Below are 26,613 nucleotides of genomic sequence, written 5' to 3' on the forward strand. Positions count from 1 at the left end.
ATTTTAGCTATAACCAACAGGGGTTCAAAAACCGGACAAATCCCTGCCTATTTTTTTTCAGGCCATTCGCGGATGGAATTGATATACCTGCCGGAGCTCACCTTCGGGTTAACCGGGTCAGTCAGCCAGACTCCATCCACTACAAACTTGTATTCGTAAGATCCGGGCAGAAGGTCCAGCTGGGTCATCCACCGGCCATTAGACCATAGCATCGGATGCTTGCTGTCATCCCAGTTATTAAATGTGCCTACCAGGTTTACCCTGCGCGCATAGGGCACTCCCGCCAGCTCAAACATTACCGGTCCCTTTGAAAGGGGGAAGGTATCCTTAATAAAGCCGAGATCGGTCATTGCCCTGCGATATCCTTTTTCAACAGCAATTGATTTCGGATATAATTTTGCAGCCATCGCATACAGGTCGCGTGCGGAGGATGGTCTTTGCAACTCCAGCAGGCGATCGCCCAGGTTGCACAACCGTTTTTCATTTAATACCATTGTATCGGGAAGACCGGTTGCGGCAATGACCCATGGTTGCACAGCGGTGTTCCAGGGCATGGTATAGGCCCGCATCAGCAGCGTCTCATTCGGAATGGAAAACGGATCGATTTCCAGCCAGGTCAGTGCATCATGAGGACCCGGAAATACCATGTCCAATATCTCGGGAGCAAGCGCAAGCCCATTGTAACTGTTGGTAAAATAAACCAGCCCCTCTTTTTTGTCCGGGTAAAACAGGAGCAATGCTTTGTAGGTGCCGTTGTCCCCCCATTGCCAGTTACCGGCGCCCTGCGGCTCAGATTCCACCCCTACCCCCAATGCCCAGGAGAGCCGGCTATTTTTCGGATCCATAGCCGAATTGTTCTGCGGTCGAAACATCTGCTCACGAACTTTTTTGTTGATGCCTTTCCCTTCCATAAACGCTATGACAAACTTCGCATAGTCCGCCGCCGTTGTTTGCAGGCTGTAGGCAACATTCGGCTCCGAAGGAAAATTCTTCTGGCGGGTAATCCCGACATCTTCATGTGACCATGCAAAATCATTATGCAGAAATGCCGTATCACGATAACTGCTGTGGGTCATCCCCAGCGGCTGGAATACCATCTGCTGCATCCAGTCATTGATGCGCATTCCCGTTATCTTCTCCACTACCTTCGAGAGGAACACAAATCCTTCACCGGAATACTGGAACTGCTTGCCAGGATCATACATAAACTCCAGCCGGGGGCCGCGCCGCCAGTTGGGCAGCCCGCTGGTATGACTTAACACCAGCCTTGCCGTGATCTGCTGATACCGCTTATCGTGTTCAAGGTCCGGATAGGAGGCATACTGATACAATGGTTTATCTAGGTCAAGTTTTCCCGAACTCACCAGTTGCAGAACGGCATAGGCAAAAACTGTTTTACTAAGGGAAGCTGCATCAAAGATCGTTTCATCAGTAACCGCCTCACGCGTATCCAGGCTGCGTACACCCAACGCGAACAGGGTGTCGGCCTTTCCTTTCCGGATGACCGCCATAGACAATCCCGGTACCTGCTTCGCCTTCATCGCTGCATTCAGCCGCATTTCAGACAGCTGGGTCCGCCCACGTTGCGGCAGTACACTGATGAACATTATAACCAACACAATCATTTTCCCTTTCATGCGGATGTCTTTCCTTCAATTTACCGCATTTCCGGTTTTTATACCGGTGGTGAAATAAATTTTGAAACCGGATTTTTCGTAAGTATCGTTATGTCATGAAATCGCTGTACGCAACCTTCATGATCCTGATGCTGGCTGGTCTCCGGGCCTGCCCTGCACAACAGGTTCCAGGCCCGTCCATTGCCGATTTCACGGAGCCCCCCGATCTTCGCTGGACGTTCAGCACCCGGGGTGCCGTGTATGCGCCTGCCGTGGAAAACCAGGGTACCCTCTATGTGGGAAGCTGCGACAGCCTGTTGTATGCGATTGAACTTACCAATGGGCATAAACAATGGACATACGCTGCGGGTGGAGACATCCGGTCGGCAGCCGTGATCAGCAATGATTCCGTTTTCCTGGTAAGTGGTAATGGCCAGCTTCATTGCATCAGCCGGCAAAACGGGAACCTATTCTGGAAGTTTACGGCTTCCGGTGATCACAAATATTCCCCTTACGCATTTGCAGATTATTTCCTGTCCACACCACTACTGCTAGGCGACAAGGTCATTTTCGGAAGCGGCGATGGGCGGGTTTATGCAGTGAACCGGAAAGATGGCAAGCAACGTTGGGCGTTCCAGACGGGTGATGTGGTTCATGCCAGTCCTGTGACAGCAAACGGCCTGATCTATATCGGTTCATTCGATGGCTATTTCTACGCACTACACCAAACAGACGGTGCACTCGCCTGGAAATTCAAATCAATCGGGCAACGCTGGTTTCCGAAAGGTGAAATGCAGGGAACCGCTTTGGTCGCAAATGAAATGGTGTATGTAGCAGGGCGCGACTATAACCTGTATGCACGAAAGGCAAAAGACGGCCTGCCTGGCTGGAACCGGCAGTTTTCCGCAGGTTGGGCGATGACCACTCCCGTACTGAAAGACGCTGTTGTATATGTGGGCACTTCCGATGACCGCGCACTGTTTGCACTTGATCCCAATGATGGTCGCGTACACTGGAAAGCAGACCTGCGTTTCAACATCTTCGCAGCTCCTGCTTTCAGCGATGCTATCCTCTATGTACCTACACTGATGGGACGCCTCTATGCCCTCTCCCGGAAGGATGGCACCGTCCTGTGGAAAACAGACAGTCGCGGATATGCGGCAAACCATCTCCGGTACTTCAATGAAGACGACGCTTATCGAAGCGATATCCAGCAGATCGTGACGGGTGACGATGGTTTCCTGCGGATGTATTATGCGCTGGGTGCGATCTTCTCTACGCCACTGCTGGTTAACAACAGGATGATTGTAACCAGCACAGACGGCAACATCTATTGTTATGAACGCAGATAGAATTTCTACTTCGCAGTCAGCAGATAGGTTTTCCCGCTGACGCCCTCGATAGTGACCAGGTAATCATTGCCATCCCTTTGCGATTTTATTGCAGTTCCCTTCACGGATAGAGGAACTGCACTACGCACTACGACCTTTCCGGTGCTGTTGCAGATAATGCTGGCGGTTGTCAATACACCATTTTTCCATTCCATGTTCACCGTGGCATTTCCCCTGGCGCGCAGGCCGATCACTTTTCCGGATGACCATGCTGCAGGTAACGCGGGAAGCAGGTGAATTTCACCTACGCTGCCCTGCAGCAGCATCTCCATCATACCGGCGATGCCACCAAAATTCCCGTCAATCTGGAAGGGCGGATGCGCATCAAAGAAGTTCGGATAGGTGCCACCACCCTCGCCATATCGGGTTCCTGAATCATCCGTATACCTTAAAAGGTCACGAACCAGCTGATACGCATGATCACCATCCAGCAACCTCGCCCAGAAATTGATCTTCCAGGCCTTACTCCAGCCCGTGCCTTCATCACCGCGAAGCTCAAGTGTTTTGCGAGCAGCCGTTGCGAAAGCGGGAGTGGTCACCGGGGCGATTTGTGTGGCAGGATATAAACCATAAAGATGTGACACATGGCGGTGATGCGGTTCAACGTCTTCCCAGTCACGATACCATTCCTGCAGGTTGCCTTTCTTACCGATATGCAGTGGATAAAGTTTCGCTTTCATGGCCACGAGACTGTCCCGGAACGGCCGCTCAGTCTGCAATACATCTGCGGCTGCGATCAGGTTGGTGAAAAGATCCCAGATGATCGACATATCCATCGTACCGGCTACGGCAATTCCTGCACGCTTCCCGTCACCATACAAAAATTCATTTTCAGGCGAAGTGGAAGGTGCTACTACCAGCCAGCCGTCCTTATCTGGCACCAGCCACGACATCGAAAAGCGACCCGCGCCCTTCATTACCGGCCATGCTTTCCGGAGAAACGCAGTGTCAAGCGTAAATGCATAATGCTCCCAGAGATGCCGGCAAAGCCAGTTGCCGCCCTGCGGCCAGTTGGCCCATTTAGGATCCCCCTGTCCACGATCGCCCACCGGATTGGTAACACCCCAGATATCTGTATTATGATGTGCTACCCAACCATCGGCACCATAAAATTCTTTGGCTGTCTCCTGGCCGGTGACTGACAAAATCCGGATCAGATCAAACAGGGGCTGATGCATGTCAGACAATCCTGCCGTCTCAGCAGGCCAGTAATTCATCTGGGTATTGATATTGATCGTATAGTTGCTGCTCCAGGGTGCCCGCAGGTGATTGTTCCAGATCCCCTGCAGGTTGGCCGGAAGGCCACCCGGGCGGGAACTGGCGATCAGCAGGTAACGGCCGTAATTGAAATAAAGTGTCTCAAGACCGGGATCGGAAATGCCAGTACTATATTGTTTCAATCTCTCGCTGCTCGGTAGCTGCGCGTTGACAAGGGTATTTTTATCCTGCTTTCCCGGGTTAAGGGCAAGCTGTACTTTGTCATAATATTTCCTGTAATCAGCAATATGACGTGCCTTCAGGTCAGCATAAGACAACTTTGCAGCTTTGTCCAGCCAGTTCCTTGCGAGTGCTTTCTCTTCCCGGCCATCTGTTAAGGGGCATTTGTCGTAGCCATTGTAGCTGGTCGCCAGCGACAACAGCAATACAAGTTCATTACCATTGGCATATTCGATCCTGCTGTCCTTTACGGAAAGGCTGCCACCCCTGGGTAACACCTTCAACAGACCCTCAAAGCGCATCCCGGAACAACCTGTGGAATCCTCCCAGATCACCGGTTGTTTATTGACATTATAGTAGCTGGGGTCAACATGTGCAGGCGCCCTTCCCGAAAGCAGCAATTCCTGGTTCCCATTGAAGGAAACTTCACCATGTAAAAGAGTTGTAAGGCCGATTGACAACTGCAGGTTTCCGGGCGCTGAACTGGTAAAACGGATCACCATTACCTGGTCGGGAAAGGAAATAAAAGATTCCCGTGTGTATTGGATACCGCCCGCTGAAAATGCTGACCGGTAAACTGCCTGTGCCAGGTCAAGACTACGCTGGTAGGCTGTATAAATTGTATCCTGCAAAGTTTGCCGGATACTCAGATCCCCGAATGGCATGTAGGATTCTGTATACAGGCCCTGCATCTTTTTGGCTACCGATTCTGCTGCTTCATAATCTTCTTTTTCCAGCAGGATCTTCCGCAACTCAGCAAGATGCGCGTAGGCATCGGGGTTGACTGGTGTCTTTAATGGGCCACCGCTCCACAGCGAACTTTCATTCAACTGGATCTTGTCTTCTTTTACACCACCGAACACCATGGCGCCGATCCTGCCATTACCCAATGGCAAAGCTTCCGTCCACCGGATTGCGGGTTCCCTGTACCAAAGCCGCGAAGACTCCTGTGCCAGGCTGGAAACAACAAATAAAATGGCTGTCAGGAACACTGCAGCACTACGTAGAATTTTCATGGTATCAATCGTTATGGATCATTGCTTTCAGTACGCCAGAAACCGGATCAAGCCAGAAAGGAAATTTCGCAGCCGCGTCCCGGAATTCAGTACGGTGAGTGATCATGGTGAGTGGTTCGGTTTTACCCGATGCTATGGCATCAATTACATTGTCAAAATCTTCGCGTGTGGCGTTGCGGCTGCTCATCAGGCAGGTTTCCCGTTTGTGAAATTCGGGATGGCTGAATGCAAATGGCGCCTTCTGCAAACCAACCAGCACATATCTTCCTCCATGCGCAACATATTGCAACCCCGCTTCTATCGCACGCAGATTACCTGTTGCATCGAACACAGCGGTAGGCATTTCTCCCGAAGTAATTTCCTGCAAATGTTCCATGACGTTGCCGTTGGATGAATTGACCACATATGAAGCCCTGCCATCCCGCCGGCAAATCTCGAGTCGCGATGCCTGCGTATCCAACGCAATTACTTCGCCATCCTGCAGTTGTGCAGCCTCCATAATGGCCATACCGATCGGACCAGCACCTACTACCAGTACCCGCTCACCGGGAACAATAGCAGCGATCCGGGCAGCATGTGCTCCGATCGCCAGTGGCTCCACCATAGCGAGCGCATCATGACCAAGTCCACGCGATTTAACCAGTTTGTCAACGGGCACCCGGATATATTCCGCCATTCCGCCATCCACATGCACCCCGATAACCTGCATCTGTACACAACAATTGCTTTTTCCCCTGCGGCAGGCAACGCACTGACCACAATTCAGATAAGGAAGAAAGGTAACTGTCTCGCCCGGCTCAAATCCACGTCCTGGTTCGATATCAACAATATCGGCGGACAACTCATGCCCCAGTATGCGGGGATAGGAAAAATAGGGTTGTGTGCCATCATAGGCATGCAGGTCTGTGCCGCAGACTCCGATCCGGCGGATCCGCAGGATGGCCTGACCCGGTTCAGCAGATGGATCCGGCCTTTGTTCAAATTCAAGGCGCAGGGGTTCAGTGCAGACTAATGCTTTCATGATTCTGTAAACCTAACAGGAATAACGAAAGCAGGCAGACAATTAACTACCAAAATATTGTGCGATTTTAACTCACTTCCTTTCTATGGATGATCAGCTTGTACAGTTCCATCACCAGCAACACGGAAGCAGCAGCAGGCAACAGCAATAGCCACTCTCTCATCCGGATCGGTTCGAGCTGGAGGGTACTGTTCAGACCGGGAATATAAGCAGCCGAAACATGTAACAGCTGCGCACAGACAATACCAAGTATCAGTACCCAGTTGTTCCGGAGGGGAATCCGGAAAAGGCTTTTGGTCTCAGACCGGCAATTCAGTACATGAAAATTTTGCAGCAACACCATCAGCATCATAACGACCGTACGGCCATGACGCTCATTGAATCCCGGCTGTTTCATCAGGTACAGCCAAACACCGAACACCACCCCGGCTATGGTTAGTGCCGATACGATGATCTGGCTGTTCATCCTTTTATCGAAAATACTTTCGTCCGGCTTTCGGGGCGGTTTGTGCATCACCTGGGGGTCTCCTTTTTCAAACGCAAGCGCAATATCCTGGATCCCGTTAGTCACCAGGTTCAGCCAAAGCAATTGTACTGCTATAAATGGCAGGGGAACATTCAGGAAAAGCGACAGGGCTACTGTCAGCAACTCCGCTGCCCCGGTGGAGATCAGGAGGTAAATGATCTTCCGGAGATTGTCAAATGTGAACCGGCCTTCCTCCACGCCAGCTTCGATTGAGGCAAAATTGTTGTCGGTCACTATGATCGAGCTGGCCTCCTTTGCAAGATCGGTTCCTGAACCCATTGCCACCCCAATATGTGCCGACTTCAATGCCGGCGCATCATTGGCACCGTCTCCCGTTACGGCTACAAAATGCCCCAACGATTTCATCGCCTCAACGATCTTCTGTTTCTGCAGCGGCGCCACCCGCGCAAATACTTTTTTCGCTTTGATCTTTTCCGCCAGTTCCTTCGGTGTAAGCTTATCGATGGAGGACAATTCCACTCCTGAGATCACTTCTTCTGCCGATTCAGCCAGGCCCAGTGAACGTGCAATGGACAGTGCCGTCGCCGGATGATCGCCAGTCACCATCACCACTTCTATTCCCGCATCCCGGCAATTTTTAACCGCTGTCTTAGCTTCCTCCCGCAACGGATCGATCATGCCGATCAAACCCAGCAACTGCAAATCCGGCAACTGCTTCAGATCCGTTTGTGTGGCCGGCGAACCGGCAAGGGCCAGCACCCGGTAACCATCAGCTGCCATTTTTTCTGCTACTTCATTGACCTTGTCCCTGGCAGTTGGTCCAAGTTTCTCCAGTACGATCTCCACCGCACCCTTCATGGCAAAATATTGCCCCCCCTCCCGTTTATAGAACACTGCCGAGAATTTTCTTTCCGACTCATAAGGGATTATTTCCACCACTTCGGCCTGTGCTTTAAAAAACTTCGGGTCCTTACCCACTTTGTAAGACAATGCACGAAGCGCCACATCCACGGCATCACCGGAATGTTCCCAACCATCTCCTGTTTTTCGCAGTATGCCTTCATTCGCCATAATTGCGGCCAGTAGAAAAGTACTCATCTCCGCATCCGGCTGACCATCCAGTGTAACCGGCTGGCCATCTGCAAGTATCTGTCCATCGCCGTTGTATCCCTGTCCGCTGACCTCATAATATTGTCCGTCAGGGAGGTAGAGTTGCTTTACAGACTGTTGGTCCATGGTAAGTGTACCTGTCTTGTCCGATGCGATCATGGTACAGCTGCCGAGGCCTTCCACGGCCGGCAGCTTGCGAACGATCACATTGCGTTTCGCCATACGGCGGGTGCCGATGGATAATGCCACAGTCAATGCAACGGGCAATCCTTCCGGAATGGCACTAACGCCAACTGCCACCATCAGGAAAAATATTTCCTTAGGCGGCATTCCTTCAAGGTACCCGATCACACCCAGGATCACACACACCACCAAAACAATAATGCTGATCTTTTTGGAGAACGATTCCATGCGCTGAACAAGCGGTGGTTTTTCTCCTGATGTCTGCCGTAGTGAATCAGCGATCTGACCGATCTCTGTATGCGCGGCGGTTCCTGTGATCACGCCGACACCCCTGCCCTTCTGAACGGTCGTAGCGGCAAATGCCATGTTGACCCGGTCGCCCAGTGCGATATTACCATTGCCATTCAGTTTGTCTGTATGCTTGTGCACAGCTTCTGACTCGCCGGTGAGCAGGGCCTCTTCCACCGTCAGGTCGTGTGACTCAATCAACCGGATATCCGCCGGAACCTTTACCCCGCTTTCCAGCAGCACGATATCTCCTGGAACCAACTCCTCTGAATCAACTTCATGGATGCCATTGTCACGTTTCACGCGGCTGCGCACTTTCACAAGATTGCGCAGGGCCTGGGCACTGTTCTCTGCCTGCCATTCCTGGTAGGTGCCCAGTATTGCATTGATCACGATGATAGCGGTAATAAAAATGGCATCGGTAGTATCACCGGTCACGACCGAAATAATTGCGGCGCCGATCAGCACATAGATCAGCGGATCGAGGAACTGGTGCAAAAAAATTCCCATCAATGTCTTTGACTTTGGCTGGGGAATGGAATTCCTGCCATACTCCGAAAGGCGTTGCTGAACCTCGCCTGCGTTAAGGCCTTCGCGCTTTGCGCCAAGTGTGCTTAATGTCTCATCGACGGTGGATAGATGCCAGTTTGATTCCATCTACCTAATATACCACAAACCTTTTTAGGCCCGGGTTAAAGAATCAGTACCGGTGCCTAGAGATTTTGTTTTTTCAGTTCATCCACCGCGTGAGCTGCAGCCCGGGCGGTAAACGCCATATAGGTGAGCGATGGATTCTGACAGGCAGATGAAACCATGAAAGCGCCGTCGGTTACAAATACATTCTTCGCATCCCACACCTGGTTGTATTTGTTCAGCACCGAATTCTTTGGATCGCTACCCATCCGCGCCGTTCCCATTTCATGAATGCCATGACCCATTGCATGACCCACGTCGTAAGACCGTACATTTTTCGCACCGCCTGCTTCCAGTATAGCCCTGAGATCATCTACAATGGCTTTCCGCATCTTCCGCTCATTGTCTTTCAGCTCAGCATCCATCGACAGCACCGGAAGCCCCCACTTGTCCTTCACGTTTGAGTCAAGGAAAATGCGGTTCTCATGATAGGGCAATATCTCACCAAAACCCGTGGCGCCGATTTCCCAGCCACCTGCTTCAGTTAAACCGTCTTTAAGGTCCTTACCAATATTCAGCTCAGCAACGTCCCTACTCCATCCGGTACGACTCGCTGAACCCTGGTAACCATATCCCCTCAGGAAGTCGCGTTTATCATTGCCGATATTGGCAAACCGGGGAATATAAAATCCGGTCGGACGACGGCCAAAATAATACTGGTCTTCATAGCCTTCTATATCTCCGCTCGCACCCAGGTTATAATGGTGATCCATTACGTTATGCCCAAGCTCCCCGCTGCTGCTGCCTAGCCCGCCGGGCCAGATGTCTGTAGCAGAATTCATCAGCACCCACGCCGAATTCAGCGCCGATGCGCAGAGGAATACGAGTTTTGATTTGAACTGATAGGTCTTACTGGTTTCGGTATCCATGATTTCCACGCCGGATGCCTTCTTCTTGTCATTATCCATCAATACCCGCATCACCAGGGAATATGGCCGCACCACAAGGTTGCCGGTTTTCATGGCTGCAGGAAATGTAGAAGACTGCGTGCTGAAATAGCCACCGAAAGGACACCCTTCCCAGCAACGGTTGCGCGACTGGCAACCCGGCCGGTTCTCCAGCGGTTTTGTAATATTCGCAACCCTGCCGACAATCATGTGCCGGGTGTCACCATATTGCTTTTTGATCCTTGCCGCAACATCCTTTTCCACACAGTTCAGGTCAAATGGCGGCATGAATTTTCCATCAGGAAGATGCGCCAGTCCATCAAGCGCTCCGCTGATCCCGGCAAAGGATTCCACATGATCATACCACGGCGCGATCTCCTTATAGTTCACCGGCCAGGGAATCGCAATGCCATCTTTTGCATTCGCCTCAAAATCCATTTCGCTCCAGCGGTAACTCTGCCTTCCCCACAAAATGGAACGTCCTCCGAAACGGTAACTTCTCCACCATGTAAACGGCTTTACTTCTGTATAAGGATTCTCGATCTCGTTTGCCCAGGCATCCATCACCGCTTCATTCGCTGCCCATCCCCGGTGAATCACCGGGTAATCTTTCCGCTGCTGCACCGTTGTTGCACCACGGTGTGGCATCTCCCATGGATTTTTATTGGCAGTCTTGTAATCTTTAATGTGTTCGTGCGGACCACCGCGTTCCAGCAGCAGCACTTTCAGACCGCGTTCGCACAGTTCTTTTGCGGCCCATCCACCACTGATGCCGGAGCCTACTACAATGGCATCATATTGATTATCTGGCATAGTATCGTTTGTTGCAGAATGAATGTAGGGATCACTCCTGAAAAATCACTATTATTATAGAATTGTATTAGAATTCGACAAGATTTTATCAATCCACATGAGGATTATTGTCATTCTCATAACTGCTTGCCTGGCCTGGATAACTGCTGCTGCCCAAACGCTGCCTGTACGGTACATTGGTATCGACAAGGGGTTGTCTAACAATGCCGTAGTGTGCATCTACCAGGATCATGACGGCTTCTTCTGGTTTGGAACATACGATGGCCTCAACCGCTATGACGGTTATAACTTTACCATTTTCCGCAATAAGATCGGGGACAGCAGTTCACTGATCAACAATAATGTTTATACCATTGAAGGGGACCGCCACCATAATCTCTGGGTCGGCGGACAAAAAGGTGCCTGCGTATACGATCCGCTGCTGGGGAAATTCAGACCGCTAAAGTTTTTCAGCACAGGAAATCCCAAACCTTACCTGCTGCAGGACGGCGTATTTTCTATCCGCTCCCTTAACAATGGAAATATCCTGGCAGGTACCCAACGAAACGGGTTGATCCTGTTCAAAGATCCTGATCAACCGGGAGTCCAGTTGCCCGGTCCGGCAGCAGAAAACGGGCAATATGAAATCTCTGCTATCGAAGAAGATACCCTTCACCGGAAAGTATGGGTATTTGTGCGCCAGTTTGGCCTGTGTCAGTATGATATCGCTGCAGGAAAACTGTTGCTCATCAATAACCAGCATCGACAGGCAAGCCACCTCGCTGTGGACCATGAAGGAAATGTGTGGATCGCAACCAACGAAGGGGTATTCCGGTATCGTGTTGCAGACAATACCATGGAAGGTAATTTCCTTCCTGCAAACTACAAGATTGTTCAGCTGATGTTTGACCGGCAGAACATTTTATGGATCGCCTCTGACGGCGGCGGACTATGGCAACTGCAACCCGGTTCACCTGAAGCGCGCCCCTTGCGTTCAGCTAACGGAGAACCTTACACGAACAGCAACGCCATCTATGATATTTATGAAGACCGGGAAGGCCGCAAGTGGGTCGGTACCCTTCGGGGCGGCATCAATATACTGGAACCGTATGACCGGCCTTTTACCTTATTGTCTGAACCCGTCCGGCACCAGTCGGACATCATCAAAAATTTCATTCTGGCATTTTGTGAGGACCGCGCCGGTAATCTCTGGATCGGTACAGATGGTGCCGGCCTCCGTTATTGGAACCGCCAGAGCAACCAAACCGAATCATTTACTGCCGCACCTGGAAACACCAGCACACTCAGCAGCAATTTTATTACAGGTGTAATGGAAGACCAGGTGGGTAATGTATGGGTCTCTACCTGGCAGGGAGGGATCAACCGATTTAACTGGAAGACACGCAGGTTTGAACAATTTGTCTGCTTCAATCCATACACACAGGCTGCAGAAAACAATACCTGGATCGTTTACGAAGACCGGCAGCACCGCATCTGGGCAAGTGCCACCAACGACGGCAGCCTCTACCTTTTCAGTGTAGAACACAATCGCTTTGAAATATTTGATCCGGCCATTCAGAATATCCAGTCACTGTTTGAAGACGCTTCCGGAAATTTCTGGGGTGGCAATTACACTTCCCTGTTCCGGATCGACCGCGAGAACAAACAACACCAGGTATTTCCCCTTGAAACGACGATCCGCTGTATCTATGAAGACCATAATGGCCAGCTCTGGTTGGGTACCCAACCGGACGGCCTCCTGCAGTTTGACCGCAAAACAGGAAAATACCGGCAATTCACCACAGCCGACGGGCTGCCCAGCAATACTATCCTGCGCATCCTGGAAGATGGCAAAGGTTATCTCTGGCTGAGCAGCTTCAACGGACTCAGCAGGTTTGATCCGCGCACCAATACCTTCCGGAACTTTATACAGCCGGATGGGCTGCAAAGCAACCAGTTCAGCTTCAATGCAGCGGTTGCTTTGAAAAACGGAGACCTCGCCTTTGGTGGCATCGGCGGGTTCAACCTCTTTAACCCGGACAGCATCATTACCCGCAAGGAAGCACACCCGGTTTACCTCAGCAATATCATCATCAACAACCGGCCAGTCCAGGAACAGCAGCACCTGATCACCGCACACGAGCTGGATAAGATCACCCGCATTGAGGTCCCCTTCAGCCAGGCCTCCCTGTCACTCGACTTTCTCGCGCTGGATTTCTCGGGTGGCGATAAGATCACCTATGCCTACCAGCTGGAGGGGTGGGATAAAACCTGGTCTTATACCAACAATGCACGGTCTGCACGCTATTCAAGGCTGCAGGAAGGGAACTATAATTTCCGGGTCAGGATCCGGGATGCCGAAGGAAAATGGACCAATGAGACCAGCCTCCTGCAGATCGTGGTCCTGCCACCCTGGTACCGCAGCTGGTGGGCCTATCTCTTATATATAGCAGCCTCCCTGTCTGCCATCTATCTTTATTTATTATATGCCCGCCGGCAGGAAAGACTTCGGTTCGAAGTGCGCCTCGCCCACCTGGAAACGGAAAATGAAAAGGTGCTCAATGAACGCAAGCTTGATTTCTTTACCAATATTTCCCATGAATTCCGCGCGCCGCTATCCCTGATCATCAATCCCCTGAAAAAATTACTGGATGCTGAGGGATCCGGCAAAAACCGGGATGACCTGCATATTGTTTACCGCAATGCCCGTCGCCTGATCAGTCTCGTCGACCAGTTGCTGCTCTTCCGGAAAGCAGACAGCGGTACGGGTAAGCTGCAATGCTCGCCGGTTGATATTGTGGCACTTTGCCAGGATGTTTACCATTGCTTTATCCAGCAGGCGCGAACCGCCGGAATCGCCTACACCTTCAACAACCTGTCCGGTCACGACAAACACGTGCTGCTGCTCGACCGTGAAAAAATGGAAATCGTTCTCTTTAACCTCTTATCCAACGCATTCAAGTTTACCCCCGACGAGGGAAAGATCAGCCTGGAACTCAGGGAAGACGATGGATTCCTGGGCATCACCATTTCTGACAGCGGCTGCGGGATCGCTGATGCAGAGCTGGCGACCATTTTTGAAAAGTTCCGCCAGGCAGGCAAACAGAAAAAAGACCGGAAACCGGGATTCGGAATCGGACTTTACCTGGTCAAGACATTCGTGGAAGCCCACCAGGGTGTGATCCGCTGTTTTTCCAGGAAAGGCGAAGGAACCAGTTTTGAATTGCTGATACCGCTCCAGGAACCGGCAACCGAAGAAGCCCCCGTTGGTGACGAACTGGCCGGCAGCGGTCTGCTTGAAGAACTGGCCGCACCTGGTATTGAAGCCGGTATTGCCGCTTTGAGCAGCCAGGGGAAGGGGCGAGTGGCCGAAGAATCCATTACCGAAAAGAAAACATTGCTGCTGGTGGACGACAACCGTGAATTGCTGCAGTACCTCCAGGAGCTGTTTTCCACCCGGTTTGTAGTCTATACTGCCGAAAGCGGGGAAGCCGGTTTGATCAGCGCCCTGCAAACCATCCCTGACCTGGTGATCAGTGATGTCAATATGACCGGGATGAACGGCGTGGAGCTGTGCAGCGCTATCAAGAAGTCACCACAGCTTGCCCACATACCTGTTATCCTGCTGACCGGTGAAACGGCGAAGGAAACCCAGCTGCTGGGTATCGAGGGGGGCGCTGATGATTATATACTGAAACCATTTGACGCAAACCTACTGGTTGCAAAAACAGAAACCATTATCAAGAACAGGTCCCTCCTGCAGCGTTACTTTTTTGACAGCATCACCCTCCATGAATCGGCTGTCAAGGTTCCTGCAGAATACCAGGAGTTCCTGCGCCGGTGTATCCAGGTCGTAGAAGAAAACATCGATGTGGAAGAATTCACGATCGCCAGGTTCGCCAAAGCCATGGGAATGAGCAGGAGCCGGCTGTATGAAAAGGTAAAAGCTATCTCCGGGCAGTCCCTGAATGCATTTGTCCGCTCCATCCGCCTCCGAAGGGCGGCTGTCCTCCTGCTCACAGAGGATCTCAATATTAACCAGGCCGCCTACCAGGTCGGTATCGAAGACGTCCGGTATTTCCGGGAACAGTTTGTAAAACTGTTCGGCATGAACCCGTCAGAATATATTAGAAGATACCGCCATTCCTTTAACCGGGAATACAATATCATCAAGAAATAGGCATTTTACCCCCTTTTTAAACGCAATTTACCCCCCTGAGTGCCCCACTCGGGGGTTTTAAATTAGCCCTACCAACCAATCAAAAACGAAACTGCTTGCTGTATGAAAAAAACGTGGCAACTCCGTTTGTTCTACTTTTTGCTGCCGCTGCTAATGGCGGCACCCGCATTCTCCCAACAGGTCATTCAAGGTACAGTCACCATCAAAAAGGTTCCGCTTGCAGGTGCCACGGTGACTGTCAAGGGTACAGGAACAAGTACCCAGACCGATAGTTCCGGCCATTTTTCCCTCCAGGCGCCGGGCAACGGGAAATTGCTGATCTCCCATGTTTCCGCCCAGTCACTGGAAATTTCCGTGAACGGACAATCTTCCCTGGCTATTGACCTCGAACCCTCCAATGGCTCCCTGGGGGAGGTAGTGGTGGTGGGGTATAATGCCCAGCGGAAAGCAACCCTCACCGGTTCTGTATCTGTTGTGAAAGGATCGGAACTGGTAAAAAGCCCCGCGGTGAATGTGAGTAACTCGCTCGCCGGCCGCTTCTCCGGGCTGATGATCAATAACCGGACGGGTGAACCCGGTTATGATGGTTCCAGTTATACCATCCGGGGCCTGGCTACTACCGGCAACAATGATGTGCTCGTAGTGGTAGATGGTGTTCCCGGACAGATCGGTGGACTGGAACGGCTGAATCCCAACGACATTGAAAGCATCACGGTACTGAAAGACGCGTCTGCCGCGATCTATGGTAGCCGTGCGGCCAATGGCGCAATTCTCGTCACCACCAAAAGGGGTAAGTCAGGCAAGCCTTCCATTACGGCTTCCCTGAACCAGGGCTTTGCCTCTCCCACCCGCCTGCCAAAGATGGCCGATGCTGCCACCTATGCCCAGATCAACAATGAGATCGACTATTACAACTATCCGGCTGGTGGCATGAACCAGCACTACTCCAATGATGAGATCGAAAAATTCAAAAATGGCAGCGATCCCCTCAACTATCCGAATACCGACTGGGCTGCTTCAACCCTGAAGAATTCAGCTTCCCAGACCCGTGCCGACATCGGCGTTGCCGGAGGTTCTGATTTCGTTCAGTACTATCTGTCCGCCGGCTACCTGAACCAGGATGGCATTTACAAAAACGGCGTCACCAATTACAAACAGTACAACTTCCGCTCGAATATTGATGCCAGCATCACGAAAGATTTCAAAGTGGGACTTTATCTGTCCGGCCGCGAAGAAGACCGGATCTATCCCGTTGCTTCTGCAACCGACATCTTCCGGTCAATCTACAGGGCATATTCAACCATTCCTGACGTTTATCCGAATGGCCTGCCATCCATCGGCATTGAAGGCAATAACCCTGTGATGATGGCTACAGATATTGGTGGAACCAACCGGAATCCCACCCAGGTATTCAACGGCATCCTCAAGGGCAGCCTGAATATCGCTGCGGTAAAAGGGCTTTCTGTTGATGGTTTTGCTGCTTTCGACAAATCCTGGTCTTTTGGCAAATCATTCGCCAAGCCTTATGTGCTGTACAACTACAATAAGTCCACCGATACCTATGAACCACGTGTTGTAGGTGGCGCTTCCGGAAAAGCCACACTGAATGAAAGCCAGTTCAACCAGACACAGTCTACCGTCAATTTCAAGATTAATTACCAGCGCAGCTTTGGTGACCATAACCTCAACGCCTTTGTTGGCGTTGAACAAAGCAAGCTGAAAAGCGACACCTTTGCTGCATCCAGGATCAATTTTCCGACCACGCAAACACCAGAACTTTCCCAGGGTGGTACAGCGGCAACGGACATCAACAACCTGGGCAAAAGTTTTCAGTTCACCCGCCGCAGCTTCTTCGGCAAACTTGCCTACAACTACCAGGAGAAATACCTGGTTGAACTCCAGGCGCGGTACGATGGGTCCTCCACTTTCCCCAGTGGAAGTCAGTACGGATTCTTCCCCTCAGTGTCCGCAGGCTGGCGGATCTCCCGCGAAAACTTCATGAGCGGCATCTCCTTTATCAACGACCTGAAAGTGAGAGCCTCTTATGGATCGCTGGGTAACGACAACGTGTCGCAGTTCCAGTATTTCAATAACTACAGCTTCGCCAACAACTATGTATCCGGCGGAAGCATCACGCCTGGTATCGACCTGACCAAACTGGCCAACCCCAACATCACCTGGGAAGTTGCCCATAAAATGGACATCGGCGTAGAGGGCACCCTGTTCAACAACCTCTATTTTGAATTCATTTATTTCAGGCAGAAACGTTCCGACATCCTGGCAACAAGAAATGCTTCCATCCCCAATGTGAGCGGTATTGTGAATCCATTTGGGTCTCCGTCACTGGTGCCTTCCGAAAACATTGGCAAGGTTGACAACAATGGCGTGGAAGCAACGCTTGGATATAGTAACCGCAAAGGGAAATTCCAGTATGGCATTTCCGGTAACATCACCTATGCCAAGAGCAAGATCGTGTTCATAGATGAAGCCCCCGGTGTATTGCCTTATCAGCAGCAGACCGGTAAGCCCTTGAATACTTATCTGCTCTACCGCTCCATCGGAATCTTCCGTGACGCTGCCGAAATCGAAAAATATCCGCATTTGTCAGGCGCGCAGCCCGGTGACCTGATTTATGATGATTACAACAAAGACGGTGTGATCAATGCCAATGACCAGGTAAGAACAGATTACGGCAATATTCCGCTGGTTACCTATGGCGCCACCATCAACCTTGGCTACAATAACTTCGATTTCTCCATGCTGTTTGCCGGTCAGTCGAAAGTGAGCCAGTATGTACTTCCTGAATCAGGAACCATCGGTAACTTCTACAGCAGCTGGGCTGATAACCGCTGGAGCCCCAGCAACACGGGTGGCTCTTATCCCCGCGTAGATACAAGGGCTTCTTCATCAGTGAACGGTGGATTGTATCCCAATACCTTCTGGATGAACAATGCCTCCTTCCTCCGCCTGAAGAATGTTGAACTCGGCTATAACTTCTCCCGCGACTGGCTGTCAAAAGTTAAAATGCAGTCCCTCCGGGTATATGTGAATGCCTTCAACCTCTTTACCATCACGCAGGTGAAAGATTACGATCCGGAAGGCAGTCAGGGTTCCGGCCAGTTCTATCCGCAACAAAGAATTATCAACCTTGGATTCCAATTGAGATTCTGATTTCCACCCTAAAAAATTAGACATGAAACATAATATGTATAAAATCATGCTGGCGGTGGCAACAGGCCTTCTGGCTTTCACCTCCTGCAAAAAGGATTATCTTGATATCACTCCGACTGATCGCGTGTCGGAAACGGCGCTCCTTTCTGACTCTGTTTTGTTTGAATCTTTTGTAACCAACCGTTATCTCGGCGCAAGGCTGCAGGACAAGGAAGATATCCCCGGATTCGGCCGGGGCTTTACCTGGGCGATGTGGTCTTCCCTCAGTGACGAGTGTATTTACAACAACGATGACAACACCTGGGTGATCGTTCGCGGATTGATGGCGCCGGAAAATCTCGGTATTGCCGGTACGGTTTGGGGCAGAAGTTACCGGAGTATCCGGGAATGTAATTTCGCCCTGGGCAATATCGATAAAGTGAGCATGGATGCCGGTCACAAGGCAGCGATGGTTGCCGAACTGCGTTTCATCCGTGCCTACCGCTACTTTGACCTCGTTACCAACTATGGTGGTGTGGTGCTGCTGGGTGACAAAGTGTACAACCTGGGAGACGACTTTTCCGGTGATGATTTGTATACCCGCGCATCTATCCAGGATTGCGTCAATTATATCCTGAGTGAACTGACCGCCGCCGCCGCCGGATTGCCAGCCTCCAACAGTAGTAACTGGAAACTCGGTCGTGCTACCAATGGTGCTGCACTGGCACTCAAAGCCAGAATGGCGCTGTATGCCGCAAGCCCGCTGTATAATGCAGGCACATGGGCTGATGCGGCCACTGCAGCCAAAGCGGTTATGGATCTTGGCCGATACAGCATTTATGGTGGTGGTTACCGCGAACTTTTCCTGACACCGGAAAACAACGAGATCATCTTTGAAAGGCTTTACACCAAGAACGCCAGCCACTTCCCGCTGGAAATTGCGTGCGCACCAAATGGTTATGGTGGCTGGGGTGGCAACACCCCGCTGCAGAACCTGGTGGACGATTACGAAATGGATAACGGTAAAGCCATCGATGAGCCCGGATCCGGCTACAACGAACAAAATCCCTATGTGAACCGCGACCCGCGTTTCGCCGCATCTATCCTCTATAACGGTGCCCCCTATCGCGGACGCAATGTAGAAACATTCCTTCCCGGAGGCCGAGACAGTAAGGACGGTAACGAGAACTGGAATACATCCAAAACAGGGTATGTGATGCTGAAGTTCCTGAACGACGCCTATCCGATCGACAACCCCTGGGATGTGGCGGGCTTCCAACCCTGGATCTATATGCGCTATGCAGAAGTGCTGCTGAACTATGCGGAAGCACAGAACGAAGCAGTTGGACCTGATGCATCTGTTTATGCAGCAGTGAACCAGATCCGTCAAAGAGCCAGCGTAGAGATGCCCGGACTTCCCGCCGGATTGAGCCAGGAAGAAATGCGCGAGCGTATCCGCAATGAGCGCCGTGTGGAACTTGCCTTCGAAGAACACCGTTTCTATGATGTCCGCCGCTGGAAGATCGCCATGCAGACAGAGAATGTACCCGCTTATGGCATCGATATCCAGAAGCAGTCCAACGGCACCCTGGTGTACAGTCGCAAGGAAGCCATCACCGGAAGGAAATTTGAAGAGCAACATTACTGGCTGCCGATACCGCGTGCAGAAATTCAGGCGCTCAACGGCAAAATCACACAGAATCCCGGTTATTGATCTCAGACCATCTGATTATGTTTTTTTACCCTTCGCCTTTTATCATCTTCCTGGTCACCTGCTGGTTGCAGCTGTCTGCAGGAACTTCATCCTCCGATACCCTGATTCGTGTTCAAACCGACATCAATCAACGGTTCCAGGTGATGGAAAACTTTGCAGCATCTGATGCCTGGGCCTGCCAGTTTACCGGTAAGTGGGCTGATAGCAGCCGGAACCGTATGGCAGACCTGCTGTTCAGCATGGATACTACCGCCAACGGGCAACCGAAAGGTATCGGCCTTACCATGTGGCGGTTCAACATCGGCGCCGGCAGTGGACAGCAGGGTGATAAAAGTGGTATAAAGCAGGTCTGGCGAAGGGCGGAATCTTTCCTGGAACCGGATGGCTCCTACAACTGGGATCGCCAGTCGGGTCAAATCTGGTTCCTGGAAGCCGCCCAAAAAAGAGGGGTTAAACAGTTTCTCGCATTTTTAAATAGCCCACCCGTAAACTTTACCAAAAACAACAAGGCATTTGCCACTGCAGGGGCATCCAACCTCGATCCATACCAGTATAAGGCAGTAGCGGCTTATACAGCAGCGGTTATCCGCGGCGTTTATAAAAAAACAGGTATACGCTTTGATTATATTAGCCCCGTTAATGAGCCGCAATGGGACTGGAGTGATGGCGGACAGGAAGGATGCCCTTATAGTAATCGTGAAATTTTCGGACTTACGCAGGCATTGAGCCAGACACTCATCGCCGAAGGACTCGATACCAGGATCATCCTTCCCGAATCTGCACATTATGGCTATGTGCTGGCAGACCGCGACAAACCCGGTAAAGGCAACCAGATCGATACTTTTTTTGACGGCACCTCTCCCTTCTACCTGGGTGGAATGCCTAACCTGCACAAGCGGATTGCGGCGCACAGTTATTTCACTACTTCTCCGGATACCCTGGCCGTCAGCGTCAGGAAAATGATTGCTGCCAGGATCGCAGCACATCCGGGACTCGGCTTCTGGCAATCCGAATATTGCATCCTTGGCGATAATGAAGGAGAGATCAATGGCGACAAACGTGACCTTGGCATGACTTCCGCCCTGTATGTGGCGCGTGTACTGCACCGTGACCTCGTATATGCAAATGCCTCCGCCTGGCAGTGGTGGCTGGCCATTTCACCCTTCAACTACAAAGACGGCCTGGTATACATCGACGAAAACACTGAAAAAGGTCAGGTTTACGATAGCAAGATGCTCTGGACAGTTGGTAACTACAGCCGGTTCGTACGACCCGGAATGGTAAGGATCGCCGCCCAGGTACCCGGACTGGATGCAGCCGCTTTTTACGATAGTACCACACAGAATCAGGTGCTGGTGCTGACCAACCAGGGCAAAGCCCCAAAAAAAATACAGCTTCCGGCCAACACCCGTGAAATCTGGCTCACCGATAAACTTCACAACCTCGAAAAGATCCTTCCAAAAGACAGGAGACTGGAAATCCCCGCTGAAAGCATTACTACACTGATCATTCACTCCTGAGTGAACGGGCGGGATTAATCCATGCTATCCGGATCGCCTGTGAACCTATAGTAACGATGGCGGCAAACAATGCAATGCTTCCTGCTATCGCAAACATCCACCATTCAAGGTCAACGCGGTAAACAAAGGCCTGAAGCCAACGCTTCATTGCCCACCAGGATAGCGGTCCGGCCAGCAATAAGGAAACCGCCACCAGGTAAACAAAATCCTTCGACAAAAGTGATGTTACCTGGAAAGTGGTTGCTCCCAATACTTTCCGCACACCAATCTCCCGTGTACGTTGCTCAACAGAAAATGCGGCCAGGCCCAGCAAGCCCAAACAGGCGATTACGATGGCAATCAACGTAAAATAGTTGATCAGGCTTGCTGTTTTCTGCTCTTTCGCATAATGCTTGTAAAACTGTTGATCGAGAAACGAAAAATCGAAAGGCACATCAGGATGCAAAGCCAGCCATTTACTGCCGATCTTTTTCAGCAGGTTGCTATAGTTGGTAGTGCTGAGGCTGGCAATACAAAACCCAAACCTGTTGCCGAAAGATTCTGTTGTAAAACCAAAAGGCCGGATCGTATGATGCAGGCTTTCGTAATGAAAGTTCCGAACCACGCCTACGATGGTCATTGCCCCCTTATTATTATTTACATCATACCGGATTGTTTTTCCGATTGCCTGTTGCGAAGTAAACCCCAGTTGTTTTACAGCCGCTTCATTCACTATAATTGAACTGGAATCCAGGTGGAAATCTTTCGAAAAACTTCTCCCGGCGACCAATTGAATGCCCAAGGTTTCGATATAATTTTCCTCCACGGCTGCCAGGTGGATATCAACATTGTCCGCAGCAGTCTTGCCTTCCGGAAAGAACAGCATATCATTAAGATTCGTGGCGCCGGGGTATGCCGAAGCGCTGGTTACTGAAGTGATCTCCGGAAGTTGCAGCAACGCGTTTCGCAAAGTCTGGTAATTGTCCTCACTGTTCAGATAACTTTTTTGAAGGGGAATGATCAGCTGTTGCTGTTGCCGGAAACCCAGCGACTGCGAACGTACATACGACAGCTGATGGTGGATCACGATCGCTGCAAGAATAAGGCAGGCAGATACAGTAAACTGGAAGACGACCAATCCCCGCCGGATGGCAGTTGCTGTAAATCCGGCCAGCAGTCTGCCTTTCAGGGTGCCAATAGGGCGGAAAGATGAGAGATAAAATGCAGGATAACATCCTGCGAGAAAACCTGTGGTAACGGTAAGCAACACCATCCATCCAATTGCAGCGTACTGATCTGAAATCCGGATACCTTTACCGGTAAGCTGATTGAACAACGGTAATAGAAACTGAACGGCAACCACCGCAATAACCAACGAAAGCATCGACACCACCATAGACTCTGCTAGAAATTGCCGGATCAGGGAAACCCGGCCTGCACCCATTACTTTCCGAAGACCGACTTCCCTGGCGCGCCTTTCCGACCGGGCCGTGGACAGGTTCACAAAATTGACACAGGCGATCAGCATCAGAAACAATCCAATCGATCCAAGAATATAAAGCGACTGAATATCTCCATTTGCCATTAATTCATTGGGCATCGCGGAATGCAGGTAAATGTCCGGCATTGCCTGAAGGCGCAGTCTTTGCCAGAATCCTGCGGCCTTCATCGACCCGCCTGCTTTGGCCTGGAACAGTGCATTGATCTTTTCACCGGTTTTCTGGAAATCGGACTGGTCTTTGAGTTTGACATAGGTGTGAAACACATTATTGCCAATGAAACTGGTCTGCTGATCCACCCATTGGGACATATCGCCATTCTGCATGCTCAGAAAATAGTTGGCGGGTAAATGCGATTTCTGGAAAGCAGGATCAAATACACCAGTAACCACATAGGCGAACGGCCCGAAAGGCGTCTGGATAGTCAGCGTTTTTCCAATGGGATTGACCGGCTGCCCGTTATTTACAGGAAAGAATTTATCCGCCATGGTACTGGAGATTACCACACTGTTAGGCTGTTGTAGTGAAGTGGCCGGGGTGCCGTAAAGGAACCTGTAGGTAAAAATTTCGAAAAATTCAGCATCAACGTAGTAGCCATTGGTTTCAAAGAATTGTTTTTTGATGCCGGACTGCTCATGAGAAACCAGCATTGTAGATATATCCGGAAAGGTGAGTATCCTGGCGGCCTTCTCCACTTCCGGCATGCCGCCTTTAATAGCAGCAGCAACAGGTGCAGCGGAGGCTGCCCAGGTTTCTCCTTTGCTGTTATCGGAATAAATGCGGTAAACCCGGTTTCCCGACTCATGACGGGTATCGTAACTACTTTCGTCAAGGATATACAGCAGGATCATGAAGCAGGTGGCAAGCCCCATTGCCAGTCCCACGATATTGATCCCCGAAAAGGTCTTGTTATGGCGCAGCTGACGGAGGCCGACGCGGAAAAAGTGCTGGATCATGGTAAAATTCCATCCCAAACCATACCAATCAGGTATCTTATTGAGATGCAGCAATTTATGAGCAGGTGCCTGATATTCCCTGTCCGCTGACGATACAGTGACTGTCCAGAAAGGAACAAGCATCTGTGTCGAACGTCGTTTGAGCGAACGATTGCATATGGACGAAACCAGCATATCAGCTACCTTGGGATATAACCAGAATGCCCATGCGCAAAATATCCGCTCTCAATATACTATTCACTTTATGCTTCCTTGCCTGCCAGACAGCATCAATACACAAATCCTCCCAACCGCCTTTCACCCGGCTGATTTGGAGCGACGAGTTCCATCACGCAGATCTTGACAGCGGGAAATGGACACGGATCACCGCCAACACAGCCGACTGGGGAAAGCATATGACCACTGACCCTGCCTGTTTCGGGTGGGAAAACGATTGCCTCGTGCTGAAAGGGATCAATAATCCTGACACCACCACAGACAAACGCCCGTTCCTCACCGGCGGCATTTATACGAAAGACAAATTCAGCTTTACCTACGGACGAGTTGAAATCCGCGCAAAGTTCAAATCGGCACAGGGTGCATGGCCCGCCTTCTGGATGCTCGGTGCCAACACGATCCACGGCGGTTACCCAAAGAACGGGGAGATCGACATCATGGAACACCTGAACTACGACGACAGCATCTACCAGACCATTCACTCCTGGTATACCCTCGAACTGAAACAGAAGACCAACCCGCAGCATTTTGGAAAAGCTGCCATTCAGCAGGATGCCTTCAACACCTATGCGCTGGAACGGACGCCTGACTATCTCTCCTTCTCAGTGAACGGCAAAGAGACCTTCCGTTACCCCCGCCGTATTGATGTGGACAGCAGCCAGTGGCCCTTCGACCAGCCATTCTACCTGCTCATTGATCAGCAACTCGGTGGTTCGTGGGTTGGATCGGTAAATCCCTCATCCTTACCCGCTTATATTTATCTTGATTGGGTGCGGATCTACCAGTAAACGGGTCAAAACCACCCGCGTTAACCATTATTTTACAATACAGGGGGTACCGGCTCTTGCTTTCCGGGAGCATTCTTTTATATTTTTGCCTCCCAAATGAGTGTAGCGGCATTTTTCGTATACCTGTGTATGCTTCTGGTGAAGGGAGGGGATCGTGTGGAAACAGGCACCCCACTCCATGACATCGCCTGCGCTCACTTTGCCCAATCGTTGTCCGCTGACGAAAACGTGTTGGCTTTCTCCTCAGCCACCGGCCCATCAGCCTCCTTCATCGATGCAGATGATATCGAAGAAGACGACGACAACAGCGATCCGTTCCCCAAAAAATCAAAAGCCGCTGCCCTGGTAATAGCCGCCGTGTATTACCCACATCCCGGCCTGCTGCCCGCCCGTTTTAAATCCGGCTCCTTTTTTCCCGGACCCGGTTCAGGCAACTACCTCTACAAAAGAGTACTGCGCGTCTGATCCTTCCCGCGCACCTGTAAACCTGCTTTATTGATGATTGCTGCCTTCCCGTTACCGGGGATAATACCCTATTACTGCTACCACTAACCGATCATTTTTCATTTTTTGTTATGAAGAGATTTGTCATCTATGCAAGCCTGCTGGCACTCGTGTATCAAACCGGATGCAAAACAAGAGCAGCAAAAAAAGAAGAAAGCGACACTTTCGCCGTTACCAGTCCAGTTACCGTAGACACCGCGTTTACGAAAGACTATGTTGCCCAGGTCCGCTCCATCCGCAACATCGAGATCCGCGCACAGGAGAAAGGCTTTCTGCAAAATATTTATGTGGACGAAGGCCAGTCTGTGAAAGCCGGTCAGGTACTGTTCCGGATCATGCCCAAACTGTATGAAGCGGAGCTCCTGAAAGCACAGGCCGAAGCCAAAGCAGCCGAAATCGAACTGCAGAACGCCACCGCGCTCGCCGAAAAGAACGTAGTTTCCAAAAACGAACAGGCTGTTGCCCAGGCGAAGCTTGACCAGGCTAATGCTGAAGTAGCCCTCGCGAAACTGCATCTCTCCTTCACGGAGATCAAAGCACCTTTCGACGGAACGATCGACCGGATCCCGAAAAAACTCGGCAGCCTGATCGATGAAGGCGAACTGCTTACCAGCCTTTCCGATAACAGTGAAATGTTCGCATACTTTAATGTATCTGAACCGGAGTACCTCGACTACCAGACCAATACCAAAGGCCGTGGCAATGCAAAGGTCAATCTCCTCCTGGCCAACGGGCAGCAGCTGAAATACAATGGCGTCGTGGAAACCATCGAAAGTGAATTCGACAACGAAACCGGCAATATCGCCTTCCGGGCGAAATTTCCCAACCCCGACCGCCTGCTGAAACACGGCGAAACCGGCAAGGTATTGATGACGATGCCCCTGAAGAATGCACTTGTCATTCCTCAAAAAGCTACCTACGAAGTTCAGGACAAAAAATATGTACTGGTAGTGGACAACAACAACCTCGTGCATTCCCGTAACATCACCGTGCTGGGTGAACTGCCTGATCTTTACGTGATCAATACCGGCCTCACCGCCGATGAAAAAATCCTGCTGGAAGGGGTGCAGAAAGTAAAGGATGACGACCGGATCCAGTTCAAATTCCAGGATCCGCATGAAGTGATCACGCACCTGCGCCTCAAAGCCGAATAGTGACGACCCTATTGAAATCCAAATTAATCGAC

At 51.0% G+C, this 26,613-nt stretch carries 14 protein-coding genes; 8 read left to right on the forward strand and 6 right to left on the reverse strand.

Annotated features, from left to right (window positions below):
- Positions 1–47: 47 nt before the first annotated feature.
- Positions 48–1,637 (reverse strand): serine hydrolase, encoded by a 1,590-nt coding sequence (locus tag FPE01S_RS24630; RefSeq protein WP_052955512.1) that lies wholly within the window; start codon positions 1,635–1,637, stop codon positions 48–50.
- A 95-nt stretch (positions 1,638–1,732) separates the two neighbouring features.
- On the opposite strand from FPE01S_RS24630, the gene FPE01S_RS04635 reads away from it, so the two are divergent.
- The gene (locus FPE01S_RS04635) at positions 1,733–2,968 is read left to right on the forward strand and encodes an outer membrane protein assembly factor BamB family protein (protein ID WP_046367669.1); all 1,236 of its coding nucleotides are present in this window, start codon (positions 1,733–1,735) and stop codon (positions 2,966–2,968) included.
- A 5-nt stretch (positions 2,969–2,973) separates the two neighbouring features.
- Here the strand turns inward: FPE01S_RS04635 and FPE01S_RS04640 are convergent, their stop codons facing one another.
- The 4 genes from FPE01S_RS04640 to FPE01S_RS04655 all read right to left on the reverse strand — a co-directional run bounded on the left by FPE01S_RS04640 (position 2,974) and on the right by FPE01S_RS04655 (position 10,942).
- On the reverse strand, positions 2,974–5,460 hold the full coding sequence (locus FPE01S_RS04640; RefSeq protein ID WP_046367670.1) for a glycoside hydrolase family 95 protein: 2,487 nt from the start codon (positions 5,458–5,460) through the stop codon (positions 2,974–2,976).
- Positions 5,461–5,464: 4 nt separating this feature from the next.
- Entirely contained in the window at positions 5,465–6,481 is a 1,017-nt protein-coding gene (locus FPE01S_RS04645) for a zinc-binding alcohol dehydrogenase family protein (RefSeq protein ID WP_046367671.1), read from the reverse strand.
- A gap of 67 nt (positions 6,482–6,548) precedes the next feature.
- Complete coding sequence (locus FPE01S_RS04650) at positions 6,549–9,206, reverse strand: cation-translocating P-type ATPase (RefSeq protein WP_046367672.1); 2,658 nt, start codon at positions 9,204–9,206, stop codon at positions 6,549–6,551.
- Between the two features lie 56 nt (positions 9,207–9,262).
- Entirely contained in the window at positions 9,263–10,942 is a 1,680-nt protein-coding gene (locus tag FPE01S_RS04655) for a GMC oxidoreductase (RefSeq protein WP_046367673.1), read from the reverse strand.
- Positions 10,943–11,039: 97 nt separating this feature from the next.
- Here FPE01S_RS04655 and FPE01S_RS04660 point away from each other — a divergent pair, with 97 nt between their 5' ends.
- From FPE01S_RS04660 to FPE01S_RS04675, 4 genes are all read left to right on the forward strand, one after another.
- Positions 11,040–15,101: a hybrid sensor histidine kinase/response regulator transcription factor gene (locus FPE01S_RS04660; RefSeq protein ID WP_046367674.1), complete on the forward strand. Its 4,062-nt coding sequence runs from the start codon at positions 11,040–11,042 to the stop codon at positions 15,099–15,101.
- 102 nt (positions 15,102–15,203) lie between these two features.
- On the forward strand, positions 15,204–18,272 hold the full coding sequence (locus tag FPE01S_RS04665; RefSeq protein WP_046367675.1) for a SusC/RagA family TonB-linked outer membrane protein: 3,069 nt from the start codon (positions 15,204–15,206) through the stop codon (positions 18,270–18,272).
- A 22-nt stretch (positions 18,273–18,294) separates the two neighbouring features.
- Complete coding sequence (locus FPE01S_RS04670) at positions 18,295–19,965, forward strand: RagB/SusD family nutrient uptake outer membrane protein (RefSeq protein WP_052955513.1); 1,671 nt, start codon at positions 18,295–18,297, stop codon at positions 19,963–19,965.
- A gap of 17 nt (positions 19,966–19,982) precedes the next feature.
- Entirely contained in the window at positions 19,983–21,485 is a 1,503-nt protein-coding gene (locus FPE01S_RS04675; RefSeq protein ID WP_052955514.1) for a glycoside hydrolase, read from the forward strand.
- Here the strand turns inward: FPE01S_RS04675 and FPE01S_RS04680 are convergent.
- On the reverse strand, positions 21,472–24,042 hold the full coding sequence (locus tag FPE01S_RS04680) for an ABC transporter permease (protein ID WP_217998168.1): 2,571 nt from the start codon (positions 24,040–24,042) through the stop codon (positions 21,472–21,474). The two genes, FPE01S_RS04675 and FPE01S_RS04680, sit on opposite strands and share 14 nt — an antisense overlap.
- 83 nt (positions 24,043–24,125) lie before the next feature.
- Between FPE01S_RS04680 and FPE01S_RS04685 the strand changes: the two genes are divergently transcribed.
- The 3 genes from FPE01S_RS04685 to FPE01S_RS04695 all read left to right on the forward strand — a co-directional run bounded on the left by FPE01S_RS04685 (position 24,126) and on the right by FPE01S_RS04695 (position 26,581).
- Entirely contained in the window at positions 24,126–24,923 is a 798-nt protein-coding gene (locus FPE01S_RS04685) for a glycoside hydrolase family 16 protein (RefSeq protein WP_046367676.1), read from the forward strand.
- Between the two features lie 129 nt (positions 24,924–25,052).
- A complete protein-coding gene (locus tag FPE01S_RS04690) occupies positions 25,053–25,388 on the forward strand; it encodes a hypothetical protein (RefSeq protein ID WP_157473897.1) in 336 nt (111 codons plus the stop codon).
- Between the two features lie 110 nt (positions 25,389–25,498).
- Positions 25,499–26,581 (forward strand): efflux RND transporter periplasmic adaptor subunit, encoded by a 1,083-nt coding sequence (locus tag FPE01S_RS04695; RefSeq protein ID WP_046367678.1) that lies wholly within the window; start codon positions 25,499–25,501, stop codon positions 26,579–26,581.
- The last annotated feature ends 32 nt before the right edge of the window (positions 26,582–26,613 follow it).

It is taken from the genome of Flavihumibacter petaseus NBRC 106054, assembly GCF_000974785.1.
GTDB classification, from domain to species: domain Bacteria; phylum Bacteroidota; class Bacteroidia; order Chitinophagales; family Chitinophagaceae; genus Flavihumibacter; species Flavihumibacter petaseus.